Source organism: Streptosporangium nanhuense (assembly GCF_059358815.1).
This window is the reverse complement of the sequence record NZ_JCADBG010000011.1, coordinates 113,540-127,010: the sequence shown is the minus strand read 5'-3', so window position 1 is coordinate 127,010 and position 13,471 is coordinate 113,540. Positions and strand designations below refer to the sequence as shown.

The following is a 13,471-nucleotide window of genomic DNA, read 5'->3' as shown; positions in this document are numbered from 1 at the left end:
TCAGTGACACAAGCGGACGAGAGTGCCACTGCCGACTACCAGGAACGGTTCGCGCAGATCATGGTCGAATCCGGCATGCCCCGGATGGCCTCGCGCGTATACGCCGCACTGCTGGTCGCCGACTCCGGCAAGCTGTCGGCCGCCGAACTCGCCGGGCGACTGGGCGTCGGCGCGTCAGCGGTCTCGGGGGCGGTCAAGTACCTGGTGCAGGTGCGACTGGTCGAACGCGGCCGCGAACCCGGTAGCCGACACGACTTCTGCCGTATCCACGAGCACACCTGGAGCCACTACGTCAGCCAGTCCGACCCGGTGCTGGCCCGGCTGCAGGAAGGCGCCGGCGAGGGCATCGCGGTCCTGGGTCCCGACTCTCCCGCCGGACGGCGGCTGGAGGAGACCCGACGGTTCTTCGCGTTCGTACGCGAGGAGATCAAGCGGTCGATGGCGAAGTGGCAGCAACTCCAGGAGGCCGAACAACTCCAGGAGGCTGAACGCGAGCCCGGTCACAGGCGCGCGCCGTGAATGCGCCGGTGGCGCGAGCGTTCGCGGCCGTACTCTTCCAGGGATTTTGGAGTCCAGGGCCGTATCCGCCGGATTTTCCATCAGGTCGATGCGGGGCGGTGCGGAAAAAGGGCGCCTCGGGCGGACGGCAGAGGAGGCGTCGCCTTTCGTCGCCTTTCGTCTCCTCGATCCTCCCGGCCGCCGGCCGATCGACCCGATGATCGGGGTGCGTGGCATGACGAGACCCCCGCTGTGCCGCGCCCGGGCCGCCGCGCCGCCGGATCAGCCGATCCAGACCGTCTTGAGGTTGCAGAACTCCCGGATGCCGTGGGCGGAGAGCTCACGGCCGTAGCCGGAGCGCTTGATCCCGCCGAACGGCAACTCGGGGTAGGAGACGGTCTTGCCGTTGATGAAGACCTGGCCGGCCTCCAGGTCGCGGATGAAGCGCTCCTGCTCGGCCTCGTCGTCGCTCCAGGCGTTGGATCCCAGCCCGAAGGTGGTGGCGTTGGCGATCCGCAGGGCCTCCTCGATGTCGGCCACCCGATACAGCGAGGCCACCGGGCCGAACACCTCCTCCAGGTAGATGCGCATGTCACGGCTGATGTCGGTGATCACCGTGGGCGGGTAGAACCAGCCCGGCCCGTCCGGCCGCCGTCCGCCGCACAGCACGGTGGCACCGGCGGAAACGGCGTCGTCCACGATCTCCTCGATGTCGGCCCGGCCCTGCTCGGTGGCCACCGGCCCGACGTCGGTGGACGCCTCGAAGGGATCTCCCACCGTCAGTTCGAGCATGCGGGAGACGAACCTGTCGGCGAAGGCGTCGAAGACGTCGGCGTGCACGATGAACCTCTTGGCCGCGATGCAGGACTGCCCGTTGTTCTGCACCCGCGCCTCCACCGCGGTCGCGGCGGCGCGGTCCAGGTCCGCCGAGGGCATCACGATGAACGGGTCGCTGCCGCCCAGCTCCAGCACCGTGTGCTTGACCTCGTCGCCGCAGATCGCCGCCACCGAACGGCCGGCCGGCTCGCTGCCGGTCAGCGTCGCGGCGGCCACCCGGGGATCGCGCAGGATCGGCTCCACCCGCCGGGAGGAGATCAGCAACGTCTGGAAGCAGCCGTCCGGGAACCCGCCGCGGCGAAAGACGTCCTGCAGGTACAGCGCGCACTGCGGCACGTTGGAGGCGTGCTTGAGCAGCCCGACGTTGCCCGCCATCAGCGCCGGGGCGGCGAACCGCATCACCTGCCACATCGGGAAGTTCCACGGCATCACCGCCAGCACCGGGCCCAGCGGCTGATAGCGACCCAGGGCACGCCGTGCCCCGACCTGCGACGGGTCGGCCAGCGGCTCGTCGGCCAGGAACCCGGCCGCGTGGTCGGCGTAGTAGCGCATGCCGTGCGCGCACTTGAGCGCCTCACTCCGGGCCGCGGCCAGCGTCTTGCCCATCTCCGTGGTCATCAGCTCCGCCGAGAGGTCGGCCTCCTTCTCGAACAGGTCGGCGGCGGCGCGCATCCACCCGGCCCGCTCCTCGAAACTCGTGGCGCGGTAGGTCCGCCACCGCTCGTACGCGAGGCCGATCTTCTGCTGGACCTCGGCCTCGCTCAGCTCTTCGAAGGTCCTGACCGTCTCCCCGGTCGCGGGATTGATCGTGGCGATGGCCATGACTGGCCCCCTCCGCTCGTCCGAGCACTCGCCCGGCCGCCGACGCGGCCGAGCGATCAGGGAGCACCCGAAACGGGACCCCGATTCAGCCTAGTGACGCGGCAGGGGCGCGGTGCAATGGCGAGGTAACGCCTTGTCCTCATCTGCGCAAGCGATCCGACCCTAGTTCCACCGGCTGTTTCACCGGGCGTCGGCCTGGTTCGCTCTCACCGCGCCGCCGGCCCGGCTGTGGCGATGTGCCGGCCGGACGGTTGGTCGCGGCGTCCCCGCCGAGCAGGCGGGCGTCGGCTCCGCTTTCACGATCAGCGCGGCAGGAGTCCTGGCGGTCATCGTCTCCGCCGGGGACCTCGCCCGATTCGCCCGGATGCACCTGGACGGCGGCCTCGCCCCCGACGGCACCCGCGTCATGTCGGCCCAGGCCGTGGCGGCGATGCAGCGCCGTGAGGTCGACGTGCCGGACAAGTGGACCGTCAGCGCCGACGGCTGGGGCCTGGGATGGACCCTGTACGACCGGGACGGCATCGCCGGCCCGCGACGCGCCCGAAAGCCGCCGGCGGGGCGGGACCGCGCGGCAGCCGTCATGAGCCTGGCGCGGACACTCGCGTTCCTCACCGGGGCGATGCGCCTCCGGCTCAGTTCCGGCATGTCACGGAGGTGAACCCGAGGGAATCGGAGTCCCCGCCGCGGGGAAGGCCGACGGAGATCCGCACGCAGGCGTTCTTCCTGGCGGCCGACACGAGCGTCGCGATGAAATCACCGGCTTTTCTCTCCACCAGTCTCTCGCAGCCGGATCTGGCGATCACCGTGATCCTGGCCGCGCCGCACACCCGGAGGGCGAGCAGGTCGACGGACGCGTTCACGGCGAGGCCGGGATTGTTCGCCAGCCAGTTCCCCACCTGATGGGTGGCACCCCGGGGTACGACGAAACGGCAGACCTCGCCCCGGCAGTCCGGCGGGCCCAGGTCCAGCCCGGAGAGAGCCGATGGCACGGAGCCGCCGATCAACGCCGCCAGGGTCCGCGCACCGGCCACGCCGTCCGGCCGCAGCCCGGCGGCCCTCTGGAAAGCCATCACGTTCGCCCTGGTACGCGGCCCGAACCTGCCGTCAACCCGCTGGTCCGGGTAGCCTCTGTCGCGCAGTTTCCGCTGGAGCGCGCGCACGCAGTCCTTCCCGTCGATCGGGTCGGCCTGGCCTGCCCGCAAGGGCGGGCAGCCGCTCGGCCCGGCGTCGATGAGTGTCCTGGGAACGAGCCCCGAGCCCAGGAGCAGAACGCCCAGGATCACGATTCCCGCTGTCCACCTGAACACCTCGGTCCCCGGATCAGCGGGCGATGCCGATGGAGGCGGGAATGCTCCAGGGGCCGCAGTCGGACAGGAGCCGCAACACCCCGGTCCTGTCGCAGCCCTGGACGGTGAAGGCGAACGTCTCGACCAGGTGGCCGTTGGTGGTGGCGCACACCTCCTCGCCGCCCTGTCCGACGCAGTTCGACGGCGGCGACATCAGGTACTGGCCGCTCCACGGCGACAGCCGGCCGACATTGATCCCGGTCACCTTGCCGCCGTTCCTGCTCCAGCGGACTTTGAAGAAGTCCCAGTCGCGGCCCAGGCCGCTCCACTTGAAGACGATGTCGCCGCCCTTCGCGTAGACGCGAACCAGGGTGCCGTTCCCGAGGTTCGGGGACCAGCCGATCCGGCCGTTGCGAAAGCGCTGCCAAGATCCTCTCTTGTCGGGGTAGCCGAGCTCCCTGGTGACGGGGCAGCCGTAGACGCTGTTCTCGCCACCGCTGGAGCGCCACAGGCCGCCGATGAGGCTGCCCGGCCCCGCCACCAGCGAGGCGTCACACGCGCCGGCCCGCGCGGGGGCCGGGACGGAGACGGTGAGTCCGGCGGCCACGAGTGCGGCCGTTCCGAGGGCGACGCGTTTCATGATCTTCTCCTTGGTGTGGTGTGTTCCGGTCGGGCCCGTGCTCGCCGGGACCGGTGGCTTGCTTCCGTACCTGCTCGCGGGCGCGGCAACCGGCCGTGCGCGTCCTACACGTCGTCGAGCTTCCGCTGCGTGATGCCGGCCGCGACGCGGCCGGGCACGGTGTTCTTGAAGTAGAGCTTCAGGCTCGCGTTCAGCGGGACCCCGGCGGTGACGAAGTCCGTGCCCGACGGGATGTGGGCGAAGGACACCGGCCGGGCGAACGCGTCGGTGATGCCGCCGCGCAGTTTCCTCAGCAGCGTGCCGTGGCCGACCCCCGAGGTGTGGACGCGCAGGTGGGTGAGCCCGGCGACGATGTCGGCGCCGCCGCCCTTCGGGACCGAGCGGATCCGCAGGTCCAGTTCGACGTAGAACTCCGGGTCGGGGACGACGGACACGCTGACGAAACCGTGGATGCCGATCCGGACGACGCGGTTGCGCGGCCCCTCGAACCCGTCGCTGGTGTCGCTGACGACAGAGATCTTCCCGAGTCTTCCCCGGATGCCGACGTCGGGGTTCCGGCCCCTGACGAGCTCGCCGAACTTCTTGGTGACCAGTCCCTTCAGGGCCGCGGGCGGCAGGGTCGCGGTCGCGGAGGTGGCGTCCAGCGACGCCTCGCGGACGCGTCCGGCCGCCTGCGCGTTGTCGTGCCAGGTCTCGGTGCGCCGCGCGGGGATGACGCAGACGTGGTCGCTGGGAACGACCTCGCGCCAGACGAAGCCGTTGCGGCAGTTCCCGGCGCCGCCGCTCCTGCCGGCGGCCAGCCTGTTGTCGTCGCGGGCCTGCTGACGGCGGATCGGGTAGACGCAGACGTGGTCGCCCGCGATGGCCTCCCGCCACACGTAGCCCTGAGGACAGGTGTCGAAGGCCTGCGTGGCGGCCGCCGTGAACCGCGCGGGACCGGCGAGCGCCCCCGCCGTGACCGCCGCCGCGAGCAGGGCGATCCTGAGTTTCGCGGTCCGGGTCTTGCGTGCGCCCGGCTTGCTTGGGTCCGGCATCCGATCTCTCCCGCCTGTTGGTGTCGTTCCGCCTTTCTCATGGTCGGGCGAGGACGGCCGTCGCACATGCGTGCAGGCACGGAGGTGTTGGCACGGTCCAGCGGCGAGGGTCAGCCGATCTCGCCGCGCAGGTAGGCGAGGACCGCCTGCACGCGCCGGTGGTAGTCCGGCGCGGGCGGCAGGCCGAGCGTGTCGAGCAGGTGACTGATGTGGGCCTCCACCGTGCGCGGCGCTATCCTCGCCCGTGCGGCGATCGCCTTGTTCGACAGGCCCTCGGCCATCAGGGCGAGGATCTCCTTCTCGCGCTGTGTCAGGTGCGGAAGCCGTTCGCCGCCCCTGCGGCGCATCATGTCGGCCACCACGTCCGGATCGACGATGTACTCGCCCCGGTGCACACGGCGGACCGCCTCGGCCAGCGCCTCCACTCCCGCGACCTTGTCCTTCAGCAGGTAGCCGACGCCGCGGCCGCCCCTGCCCATCAGGGTGAACAGGTCGCGGGTCTGCAGCTGCGACGACAGCAGGAGCACGCCCAGGCGCGGGTCGGCGGCGCGCAGCTCCACCGCCGAGCGCAGTCCCTGCGTCTCGCCCAGCGGTGGCATCCGGATGTCGATCACCGCTACCTCCGGCCGATGCCGCGCCACGGCGTCCATCAGGCCGGGCCCGTCGCCGGCGTCGGCCACCACGTCGATGCCCGATTCGCGTAACGCGTCGACGAACAGTTCGCGCAGCAGCGGGGAGTCCTCGGCGACGACGACCCGGGGAGCCGCCGGGTCAGGCAGGGGTGGGTGCTGGAGGTTCACGGGGGATTACCGCCTCAAGAGTGGTCCCGCCGCCCGCGGGACTGGACAACGTCAGTTTGCCGCCCGCCGCCGCGACCCGGTCGGCCAGCCGCGCCAGGCCCGAGCCGGGCGAGACGGTGGCGCCGCCCCGGCCGTCGTCGACGACGCTCAGGGTCACGTCGGCGCCGCTCACCCGCGCCTGGATGCGGGCACGCGTCGCGTGCGCGTGCTTCATCGCGTTCGTCAGCCCTTCGGCGGCGACGAAGTAGACCGACGCCTCGGTCAGCGGATCCAGTCTCGGCAGCGCGTCCAGCTCCAGGGTGACCGGGAGGGGGCACTGCCGCCCCAGTTCCCGTACGGCCGTCACGAGGCCGGCCGTGGTCAGCAGCTGCGGGTAGAGGCCGCTCGCCAGGATCCGGATCTCCTCGATCGACCGCTGCACGTTCTCGAGCGCCTGGACGAGCCGCTCGTCGGCCTTGTCCGGGTCGGTCCTGAGCGCGCCGCGGGCCATGTCGATGCGTAACTTGGCCGCCGTCAGCAACGGCTGCGCCCCGTCGTGCAGGTTGCGCTCGATGCGTTTGCGTTCCGTGTCGGCCGCCGCGAGGATGCGCGCCCGGCTCCGGCGCACCTCCTGGAGCTGGGCTTCCACCGTCGCCGACAGCGACTGGTTCGTCAGTGCCAGACCGACCGCGGCCGCCACGACGTCCAGGACCTTCGGGTCCTCCCGCAGCAGCGCGTCATGGATCAGCACCGCCCCGCGCGGGCCGCCGACCGAGGTCACCGCCTGCCACGGCTCGACCTTCACCAGGGCTCCCGCGGCGTCCAGGAAACCGGCCGGCGCGGGGTAGGCGAGACGCAGCGAATCGTCGCGCAGTGACCTCGCCAGCAGCTTCTCGACGTCGCCGGCCCGGGTCAGGGCGCGCATCTCGTTGAGCAACCGGTTGACCGCGCCGTTGCCGAGATAGAAGTACAGGGTGCCGGCGAGCAGGGCCAAGGGGACCGAGGCGTACAGGACGTCGTAGAACGGCAGGTGCCCGTCGCGAACCGCGCGGGTCCCGGGCAACAGATCGGCGTGCAGGATCAGCCCGGCCGCCGTGACGAACCCGGTGGCCAGCACGAGCAGGATCACCGGTGCCAGGAGCCGGCGCATCAGCAGGCGCCCGGTGATCCAGCGGCGCAGGAGCACGACGATCAGCCCGACGGCCACGACCGCGCCGGCGGCCTTGGAGGAGGATTCGGCCAGCCCGCCGACCACCAGGTGATCGCTGACCAGCAGCATGCCCGGCGGGGTGTGGTCGTCGTTCAACGTCTGGTCCATGAAGAGGGCCACCGCGACGCCCAGCTGGGCCGCGAACGCGTAGGCGACGGCCATCAGGGCCTTCTGGACCCGCGTCTCCAGCCGCCCGGTGGGGAACATCAGGATCAGATGCGTGACCACGACGCCGGAGGAGGCGACCAGGAACTGGCCGATCGTGTGCGGCCACGCCTCCTTCGACAGCTGGAGGTCCTCGGCGAACATCGCGATCCCGGCGACCAGCATCATCGGGCCGATGGCGTTCGCGCTGTACCTGTAGTGCGCGACGACGCCGGCCGACAGGTACAGGACGCCGGTCACCGCGTGCATGACGACGCGGAAGGGGGCGGCCCCCGGATACAGGGCGGCGGCGGTGGTCGTGTAGGTGCCGAGAAGGAGCCCGGCCGCCGCGACGGACCAGATCACCGTGTCGGACTCCCACCACCGGCGCCGCCCTTCCGTCAGCGCGTCAGCCACTCGGCCCGCTCTCGCCGAGAACCGCGGAAAGGGCCGCGACGGACAGGTGGTCCTTGAGCACGAAGCCCCGGGCCCCGCTCCGCCCGACGAGCGGTCCGTAGGACGAGGCGTCCCTGATCGAGGTGAGTACGACGGCCGCGCCGCGGTCCACCATCGCGGGACAGACGTCGAATCCACTGGCGTCGGGCAGCTGGATGTCCAGCAGGACCACGTCCGGGCTCAGCCGCCGCATCGCGTCGAGCCCGCCGGAGCCGCTCGCCGCCTCGCCGACGACGGCGAACCGTTCGCCGTCGAGCAGGTCACGGGCGACGGCACGGAAGACCGGGTCGTCGTCGACGATCAGCAGACGTTCTGGGGGCACAGCGTAACTGTGACGCGTTCCGTCGTTTCGCGCATCCGTGCTGGCCCCGATGCGCGACCCGGCGGCCCGGCGCACGCCGGGGTTCCCGCGGCGCGGCCCGAACCGCGCCGCAGTGCGTCACCGTCGGCGATCCCGGCGCGGTTCGCGGACCGCGTGGTTCACCGACCGCGTGGTTCACCGACCGCGTGGTTCACAGACCGGCCCGGCGTTCACACCGCCACGGGGGCTTTGATGGCCGGGTGATGACGGTAGCCGAGCATTCTCACATCGGCGTAGGTGTAGTCGAAAAGCGAGTCGGCCCGGCGTAGGCGCAGCTCGGGGAACTCGAACGGGGTGCGTGAGAGCTGCCGGGTCACCTGCTCGACGTGGTTGTCGTAGATGTGGCAGTCGCCGCCGTTCCAGAAAGTCGCCCGGTTCGAGGCCGACCTGCTGCGCCACCATGTGCGTGAGCAGGGCGGTCGGCTTTGGCCGTCCCGCCGGTGAGCACCAGCCGCAACAGGTTTTCGTACTGGGCGTCCGCCACAGCCGTCGATCCTTCCAGCTCAAGGGTGCTTTTCCGGGTGAAGGGCCGGGCCGGCTCAAATCGCCTGGAAATCCCGGGCCAGGGATCCCGGTCCGGCCTCGCCCGCGTCCAGCCAGGTCCTGATCCCGGCCAGTGCGCCGGGGCCGAGGCCGGAGCCGACGTCGTGGGCCAGATCGCTCACGGAGACGGAGCGAAGGGCCTCCCGCCAGGCCGCCTCGGCACCGGCCATGGCGCGGGAGATGGGACAGGGCGTGGTGCAGGCCTGTGGAGCGGCGGCCAGCGGGCCGCGCCGGCGGATCTCGGTGCAGACGAAGGGCGAGCCCGGCCCGTCGACGGCCTCGACGACGTCGAGCACCGTGATCAGCTCGGGGGAGCGGGTGAGGAGGTAGCCGCCCGCCTTGCCCTGGACCGAGTGGACGAGTCCGGCGCGCGAGAGGGCTTGAAGTTGCTTGGCGAGGTAACTGGGTGAGACGTCGTGCAACCGCGCCAGCCGCGCGGCCGGCACCGGTTCTCGCACCGTGGTCAGGACGACACAGCAGTGCAGTGCCCACTCGACCCCGCTGGACATCTTCACGTGTTCACTCCGCCGCACCCCCTGCCGGTCCGCCGAGTGTCCCGGCGACACGGTGGAACGCCCGGTCGAGGCGGGCCGAGGATTTCCCGTTCCGGCCCCGTGAGAGACCCTGGTTCGGCGTGCGCGTGCCGACGGCCCTGACGGGCCGTGCGCTCGATGCCGTGGCTGTGGGCCGGTCGGTCAGGTGGCCGGGCGCAGGGCTGGTTGTTCGCGGCTGCCGCCACGGACGCGAAAGCCGGCTGGGCAGTGCCCGCCGTGATCGCCGAAACCATCACATCAGCCGTGGCGACGCCTGGGTTGACCTTCTTGACGTTCTTCAGGGACATCAAAGTGCCGTTCCCGTTCCGGTCGACGTGACGAGGCGGGCCGATGCCTGCGCTCGTACTCAACACGACGAGACAGGACGTCCTCGTGTGATGGTGCTGGACGGATATTCCTGATCCGGGACGACACGGCTCGAAGCGCTCGGCCGCCCGGCTCGGGGCGATCTCCCCGAGCGAGCCTCGTCGACCGGCGAGGGCGAAGCCCGGCGGGGTCAGGCGCCGATCCGGCTGCGGACGCCCATGCCGAGGCGCTCGCCACGGGCCGGCGACCCTGACCAGATCATCACAAAGCACCGCCCTGTGTCGTCGTACCGGGTGAGGAGCGTGAGAGAGGGCGACGAAGTGCGAGGGCAGGGTCGGCACGCTCACCTCGATCGACCGCGAGGCCGCACGCGACCCGTGACGATCCCGACGATTCGAGGCGGCTGTTCGACCCTCGCGTGCGACGAACAACACCTACACGCAATGGTTCACCTCGTCAGTTCTTTGTTCCTGTTGATGGTTGATGGCTGATTGTTTTTCCGGCTACCGGCGATCGAGGAGGAGTTCCTCCCGCCCTCGCACAGCCTGAAATCAAATCCGTCAAAGCGATACATGGAGGTTTTGATGCATGCGATCCCCGAGGGGCCCATGGCCGATGTCCGCGACATGTACATGGCGCACACCGCGATGCGGCGCGAGTTCAAGCTGCTCCCGAGGCTCGTCTCCGGCGTCGCGCCGGGCGACGTCCGGCGAGCCGGGGTCGTCGGAGCCCACGCCGAGCTGGTGTGCCGCGTCCTGCACCTGCACCACGAGGGCGAGGACCAGGTGTTGTGGCCGACGCTCCTTGAGCGCGGCGGCGAGGAGACCGCGGCCATCGTGCCCGTGATGGAGGAGCAGCACCACGCCATCGAGAGGGCCCACGCGCGGGTGACGGGGCTCCTTCCCCGCTGGCGTTCCACCGGGCGGGGCGGTGCCGAGCTCGCGGAGGTCTTCGACGGGCTGCTGACCGTGATCCTGGAGCACATGAGGATGGAGGAGAGGGAGATCCTGCCGCTGGCCGAGAAGTACGTCACCGCCGCGGAGTGGAACCGGCTCGGCGAGCACGGGGTGGCCAGGACCCCGAAGAGGGAACTGCCGCTCGTCTTCGGCATGGTGATGTACGAGGGCGATCCCGAGGTGGTCAGGAGGGTGCTCATGGAGGTCCCGGGCCCGCTCCGCCTGCTCATGCCGGTCATCGGGCGCCGCCTCTACGCACGCCATGCCAGGCGCGTCCACGGAACCGCCACGCCGCCCCGCATCGGCACCTGACGCGACCCGCCAGGGTGCCGCGCGTCGGCTCCATCGGCTCTATCGGTTTCGCGCGGTTTCCTGGGGCGGGTGTTCCGGCGGCCGTCCCGTCGCTCAGGCGCGGTCGCGTCCAGCCCTCATGACGCCGGTCCGGCGGTAGTGACGCTTGTCACCGTCGCCGGCGCGCCATCGCTATCACAATCGCCGGCTCTGTTTCGTCATGTGAGTAAAGCAAAGGTTAGGGGCCCGAATGCTTTCCTCGACGGCCAAGCGCCGCTCATTTCAGTTCTCGCACTGGTCGTTCATGTTCGCGGAGATCGCCGTGTGGTCGTTCGCCGTCCTGGCGGTGACCGGGACGGTGCTGATGGTGTTCTACGACCCCGGCATGTCCCAGGTGACCTACGACGGCCCGTACGGCCCGCTGCGCGGGCTCCTCGTCAGCGAGGCGTTCGACTCGACCATGCGTCTGAGCCTGGAGCTGCGCGGCGGCCTGCTCATCCGCCAGATGCACCACTGGGCGGCGCTCGTCTTCGTGGCGGCCGTCGTGTCGCAACTGCTGCGCATGTTCCTCACCGGCGCGTTCCGCCGCCCGCGCACCGGGCAGTGGCTGATCTGGGTGACGCTGCTCGCACTGGGCATGGCCGCGGGCGAGACCGGCAACGTCCTGCCCGACGACATGCTGTCGGGGGGCAGCATGTGGCTGATCATGTCGGTCGCGCAGTCCGTCCCCGTGGTCGGAACCTGGGCGCTGTCGCTGCTGTTCGGCCCGGACTTCCCCGGCGACAGGGTCGTCCCGGTCATGTACGGGGGGCACCTGCTGGTCGCGGTCGTCGTGGCCGCACTGCTGATCGCCCGTGAACTGCTGGTGCGGCGGCACGGCCACTCACGGTTCGTCGCCTCGCTGCCGGCGCGGCGGGGCGCACGCCCGACGATGGCACTCGCGACGGTCGGCATGCTGATCATCCTCGGGTTCGGGGTCCAGATCGCCCCCGTATGGCTGTACGGCCCCGCCAAGCCGACACAGATCTCGGCGGGCTCGGTTCCCGGCTGGTACATGGGTTTCCTCGACGGCGCCCTCCGGATCATGCCCGGGTGGGAGCTCACCGTCGGGGACCACACGCTCAGCCTCGCGGTCCTCATCCCCGCACTGGTGATACCCGGGGTCTTCTTCACCGCCCTGGCCGCCTACCCGGCGGTCGAGCGCTTCCTCGTCTCGCGTCGCGGCGGCCGCGACGCGCTGGGCCGGCCCAGGAGCGCGGCCCGCACGGCCCGCGAGACGCTCGCGCACGACCTGCTCGATCGGCCGCGCGAGACGCCGGTGAGGACGGCCGTCGCGGTCGCCGGCGTCACCTTCTACGGCCTGCTGTGGGCGGCCGCGGCCAACGACCAGATCGCCCTGTGGTTCCACCTCACCGTCGAGGCCGTGACGATCTTCTTCAGGTTCGCCGTGGTCACCGGCCCCGTCATCGCCTTCGTCGTCACCCGGTGGATCTGCCTCGCACTCCGGCAGGCGGATCGCCACGTGGCCGAGCACGGGGTGGAGACCGGGATCATCACACGGTCCCCGGACGGCGGATACCACGAACGGCTGGCACCGGCGCGGCAGGAGCGCCGGGAGCCGACGATCACCGCGGGGAGATGACGATGACACCGGACAGGCCACAGGTGGTGATCGTCGGAGCGGGGGTCGCCGGATACCAGGCGGCGCTGACCCTGTCCCGCGAGGTGGGCGGCGACGTGGAGATCGTGCTGGTCAATCCGGCCGCCGTCACGCTGCCCCCGGAGTCGCTCCCGCGGCTGATGACGGGCCTGCTCGACCCGGACCGGGTGAGCAGGCCGCTGGCCGCGACGCTGCCGCGGGTGCGGGTGGTGCTCGGCACGGTCACCCACATCGACACCCATGCCCGGCGCGTCCTTCACGAGCACGGCGTGCTGGACTACGACCGGCTGATCATCTCGGCGGGAGGCGTGAGCGAGGTCGCCCACGCTTCCGCGATCTCGGCGCACAGCGTCGGCTTCCACAACGTCGGCCAGGCCCTCCAGCTGCGCGACCACATCCACCGGCAGCTCTCCCTGGCGGCCACGAGCACCGACCCCTTCGAACGCGCGGCGTGCTGCACGTTCGTCGTGCTCGGCGCGGGATACGCGGGTACGGCGGCGGCCTCGGCCGGGCAGTCGCTGTCCCAGTCGATCGCCCGTCACCGTTCGCGGCTGCGCCGGCAGCCGATCCGCTGGATCCTGGCCGATCCCGCCGAGCGGCTGCTGCCTGACGTACGGCACCGCCTGTCCAGGACCACGGCGCGGCTGCTGCGGTCGCAGGGGGTGGAGGTCCGGACGCGGACCTCGATCGGCCAGCTCACCTCACGGGGACTGCGGCTCACCGACGGCGAGTTCGTTCCCACCCGCACGATCGTGTGGAGCTTCGGGGTGCGTCCCGATCCGCTCGTGGTCAACCTCGGGCTCGCGGCCGAGCAGGGCAGGATCAGGGTGGACGAGTACCTCGCCGTACCCGGCGTTCCGGGCGTCTACGCCTGCGGCGACGTGGCCGCCGTCCCTGACCCCACCCGGCGCGGCAGGATCGCCCCGATGAGCGCGCAGCACGCGCTGGGTCAGGGCAGGCTGGCGGGCGCCAACGTCGCGGCCTCCCTCGGCTACGGCTCGCGCCGACCGTACCGGCACCGGATCCGCACGCCGGAGCAGCCGCTGTACGCGGCCTGACGTCGTCGGAACATCGGGACCCCGCCCTTCGCGCGA

Annotated in this window: 14 protein-coding genes; 5 read left to right on the top strand and 9 right to left on the bottom strand. The window is 71.1% G+C overall.

Annotation, left to right across the window (positions count from 1 at the left end; translation table 11 throughout):
* Positions 1-3 precede the first annotated feature (3 nt).
* Entirely contained in the window at positions 4-519 is a 516-nt protein-coding gene (locus tag AC5L38_RS21925; RefSeq protein WP_495244688.1) for a GbsR/MarR family transcriptional regulator, read from the top strand.
* 261 nt (positions 520-780) lie between these two features.
* On the opposite strand, the gene AC5L38_RS21920 is transcribed toward AC5L38_RS21925, so the two are convergent.
* Positions 781-2,157 (bottom strand): NADP-dependent succinic semialdehyde dehydrogenase, encoded by a 1,377-nt coding sequence (locus AC5L38_RS21920; RefSeq protein WP_495244687.1) that lies wholly within the window; start codon positions 2,155-2,157, stop codon positions 781-783.
* 364 nt (positions 2,158-2,521) lie between these two features.
* On the opposite strand from AC5L38_RS21920, the gene AC5L38_RS21915 reads away from it, so the two are divergent.
* Positions 2,522-2,815 (top strand): hypothetical protein, encoded by a 294-nt coding sequence (locus AC5L38_RS21915; protein WP_495244686.1) that lies wholly within the window; start codon positions 2,522-2,524, stop codon positions 2,813-2,815.
* On the opposite strand, the gene AC5L38_RS21910 is transcribed toward AC5L38_RS21915, so the two are convergent.
* From AC5L38_RS21910 to AC5L38_RS21875, 8 genes are all read right to left on the bottom strand, one after another.
* Positions 2,790-3,440 (bottom strand): peptidoglycan-binding domain-containing protein, encoded by a 651-nt coding sequence (locus AC5L38_RS21910; protein WP_495244685.1) that lies wholly within the window; start codon positions 3,438-3,440, stop codon positions 2,790-2,792. The two genes, AC5L38_RS21915 and AC5L38_RS21910, sit on opposite strands and share 26 nt — an antisense overlap.
* A gap of 37 nt (positions 3,441-3,477) precedes the next feature.
* Positions 3,478-4,083 (bottom strand): LGFP repeat-containing protein, encoded by a 606-nt coding sequence (locus AC5L38_RS21905; protein WP_495244684.1) that lies wholly within the window; start codon positions 4,081-4,083, stop codon positions 3,478-3,480.
* A gap of 104 nt (positions 4,084-4,187) precedes the next feature.
* Entirely contained in the window at positions 4,188-5,117 is a 930-nt protein-coding gene (locus AC5L38_RS21900) for a hypothetical protein (RefSeq protein ID WP_495244683.1), read from the bottom strand.
* Positions 5,118-5,227: 110 nt separating this feature from the next.
* Positions 5,228-5,917 (bottom strand): response regulator transcription factor, encoded by a 690-nt coding sequence (locus AC5L38_RS21895; RefSeq protein ID WP_495244682.1) that lies wholly within the window; start codon positions 5,915-5,917, stop codon positions 5,228-5,230.
* The gene (locus AC5L38_RS21890) at positions 5,889-7,667 is read right to left on the bottom strand and encodes a sensor histidine kinase (protein WP_495244681.1); all 1,779 of its coding nucleotides are present in this window, start codon (positions 7,665-7,667) and stop codon (positions 5,889-5,891) included. Before AC5L38_RS21890 ends, AC5L38_RS21895 begins: the two co-directional genes overlap by 29 nt.
* Positions 7,660-8,028 carry a response regulator transcription factor gene (locus tag AC5L38_RS21885; protein ID WP_495244680.1) on the bottom strand — a complete coding sequence of 123 codons (369 nt, stop codon included), beginning with the start codon at positions 8,026-8,028 and terminating at the stop codon, positions 7,660-7,662. The genes AC5L38_RS21890 and AC5L38_RS21885 overlap by 8 nt, the downstream gene beginning before the upstream one ends.
* A gap of 209 nt (positions 8,029-8,237) precedes the next feature.
* Positions 8,238-8,384: a thymidylate synthase gene (locus tag AC5L38_RS21880; protein ID WP_495244679.1), complete on the bottom strand. Its 147-nt coding sequence runs from the start codon at positions 8,382-8,384 to the stop codon at positions 8,238-8,240.
* 222 nt (positions 8,385-8,606) lie between these two features.
* Positions 8,607-9,119: an RrF2 family transcriptional regulator gene (locus AC5L38_RS21875; RefSeq protein ID WP_495244847.1), complete on the bottom strand. Its 513-nt coding sequence runs from the start codon at positions 9,117-9,119 to the stop codon at positions 8,607-8,609.
* A gap of 935 nt (positions 9,120-10,054) precedes the next feature.
* On the opposite strand from AC5L38_RS21875, the gene AC5L38_RS21870 reads away from it, so the two are divergent.
* From AC5L38_RS21870 to AC5L38_RS21860, 3 genes are all read left to right on the top strand, one after another.
* Positions 10,055-10,738, top strand: a complete 684-nt coding sequence (locus AC5L38_RS21870; RefSeq protein ID WP_495244678.1) for a hemerythrin domain-containing protein — start codon at positions 10,055-10,057, stop codon at positions 10,736-10,738.
* A gap of 229 nt (positions 10,739-10,967) precedes the next feature.
* Positions 10,968-12,359 carry a cytochrome b gene (locus tag AC5L38_RS21865; protein WP_495244677.1) on the top strand — a complete coding sequence of 464 codons (1,392 nt, stop codon included), beginning with the start codon at positions 10,968-10,970 and terminating at the stop codon, positions 12,357-12,359.
* A gap of 2 nt (positions 12,360-12,361) precedes the next feature.
* On the top strand, positions 12,362-13,435 hold the full coding sequence (locus AC5L38_RS21860; RefSeq protein WP_495244676.1) for an NAD(P)/FAD-dependent oxidoreductase: 1,074 nt from the start codon (positions 12,362-12,364) through the stop codon (positions 13,433-13,435).
* Positions 13,436-13,471 lie beyond the last annotated feature (36 nt).

Excerpts from the sequence above, each read along its gene's own strand:
- AC5L38_RS21865 (WP_495244677.1), top strand. The coding sequence starts at position 10,968 with ATGCTTTCCTCGACGGCCAAGCGCCGCTCATTTCAGTTCTCGCACTGG.
- AC5L38_RS21870 (WP_495244678.1), top strand. The coding sequence starts at position 10,055 with ATGCATGCGATCCCCGAGGGGCCCATGGCCGATGTCCGCGACATGTAC.
- AC5L38_RS21900 (WP_495244683.1), bottom strand. The coding sequence starts at position 5,117 with ATGCCGGACCCAAGCAAGCCGGGCGCACGCAAGACCCGGACCGCGAAA.
- AC5L38_RS21915 (WP_495244686.1), top strand. The coding sequence starts at position 2,522 with ATGCACCTGGACGGCGGCCTCGCCCCCGACGGCACCCGCGTCATGTCG.
- AC5L38_RS21905 (WP_495244684.1), bottom strand. The coding sequence starts at position 4,083 with ATGAAACGCGTCGCCCTCGGAACGGCCGCACTCGTGGCCGCCGGACTC.
- AC5L38_RS21875 (WP_495244847.1), bottom strand. The coding sequence starts at position 9,119 with ATGTCCAGCGGGGTCGAGTGGGCACTGCACTGCTGTGTCGTCCTGACC.
- AC5L38_RS21860 (WP_495244676.1), top strand. The coding sequence starts at position 12,362 with ATGACACCGGACAGGCCACAGGTGGTGATCGTCGGAGCGGGGGTCGCC.
- AC5L38_RS21920 (WP_495244687.1), bottom strand. The coding sequence starts at position 2,157 with ATGGCCATCGCCACGATCAATCCCGCGACCGGGGAGACGGTCAGGACC.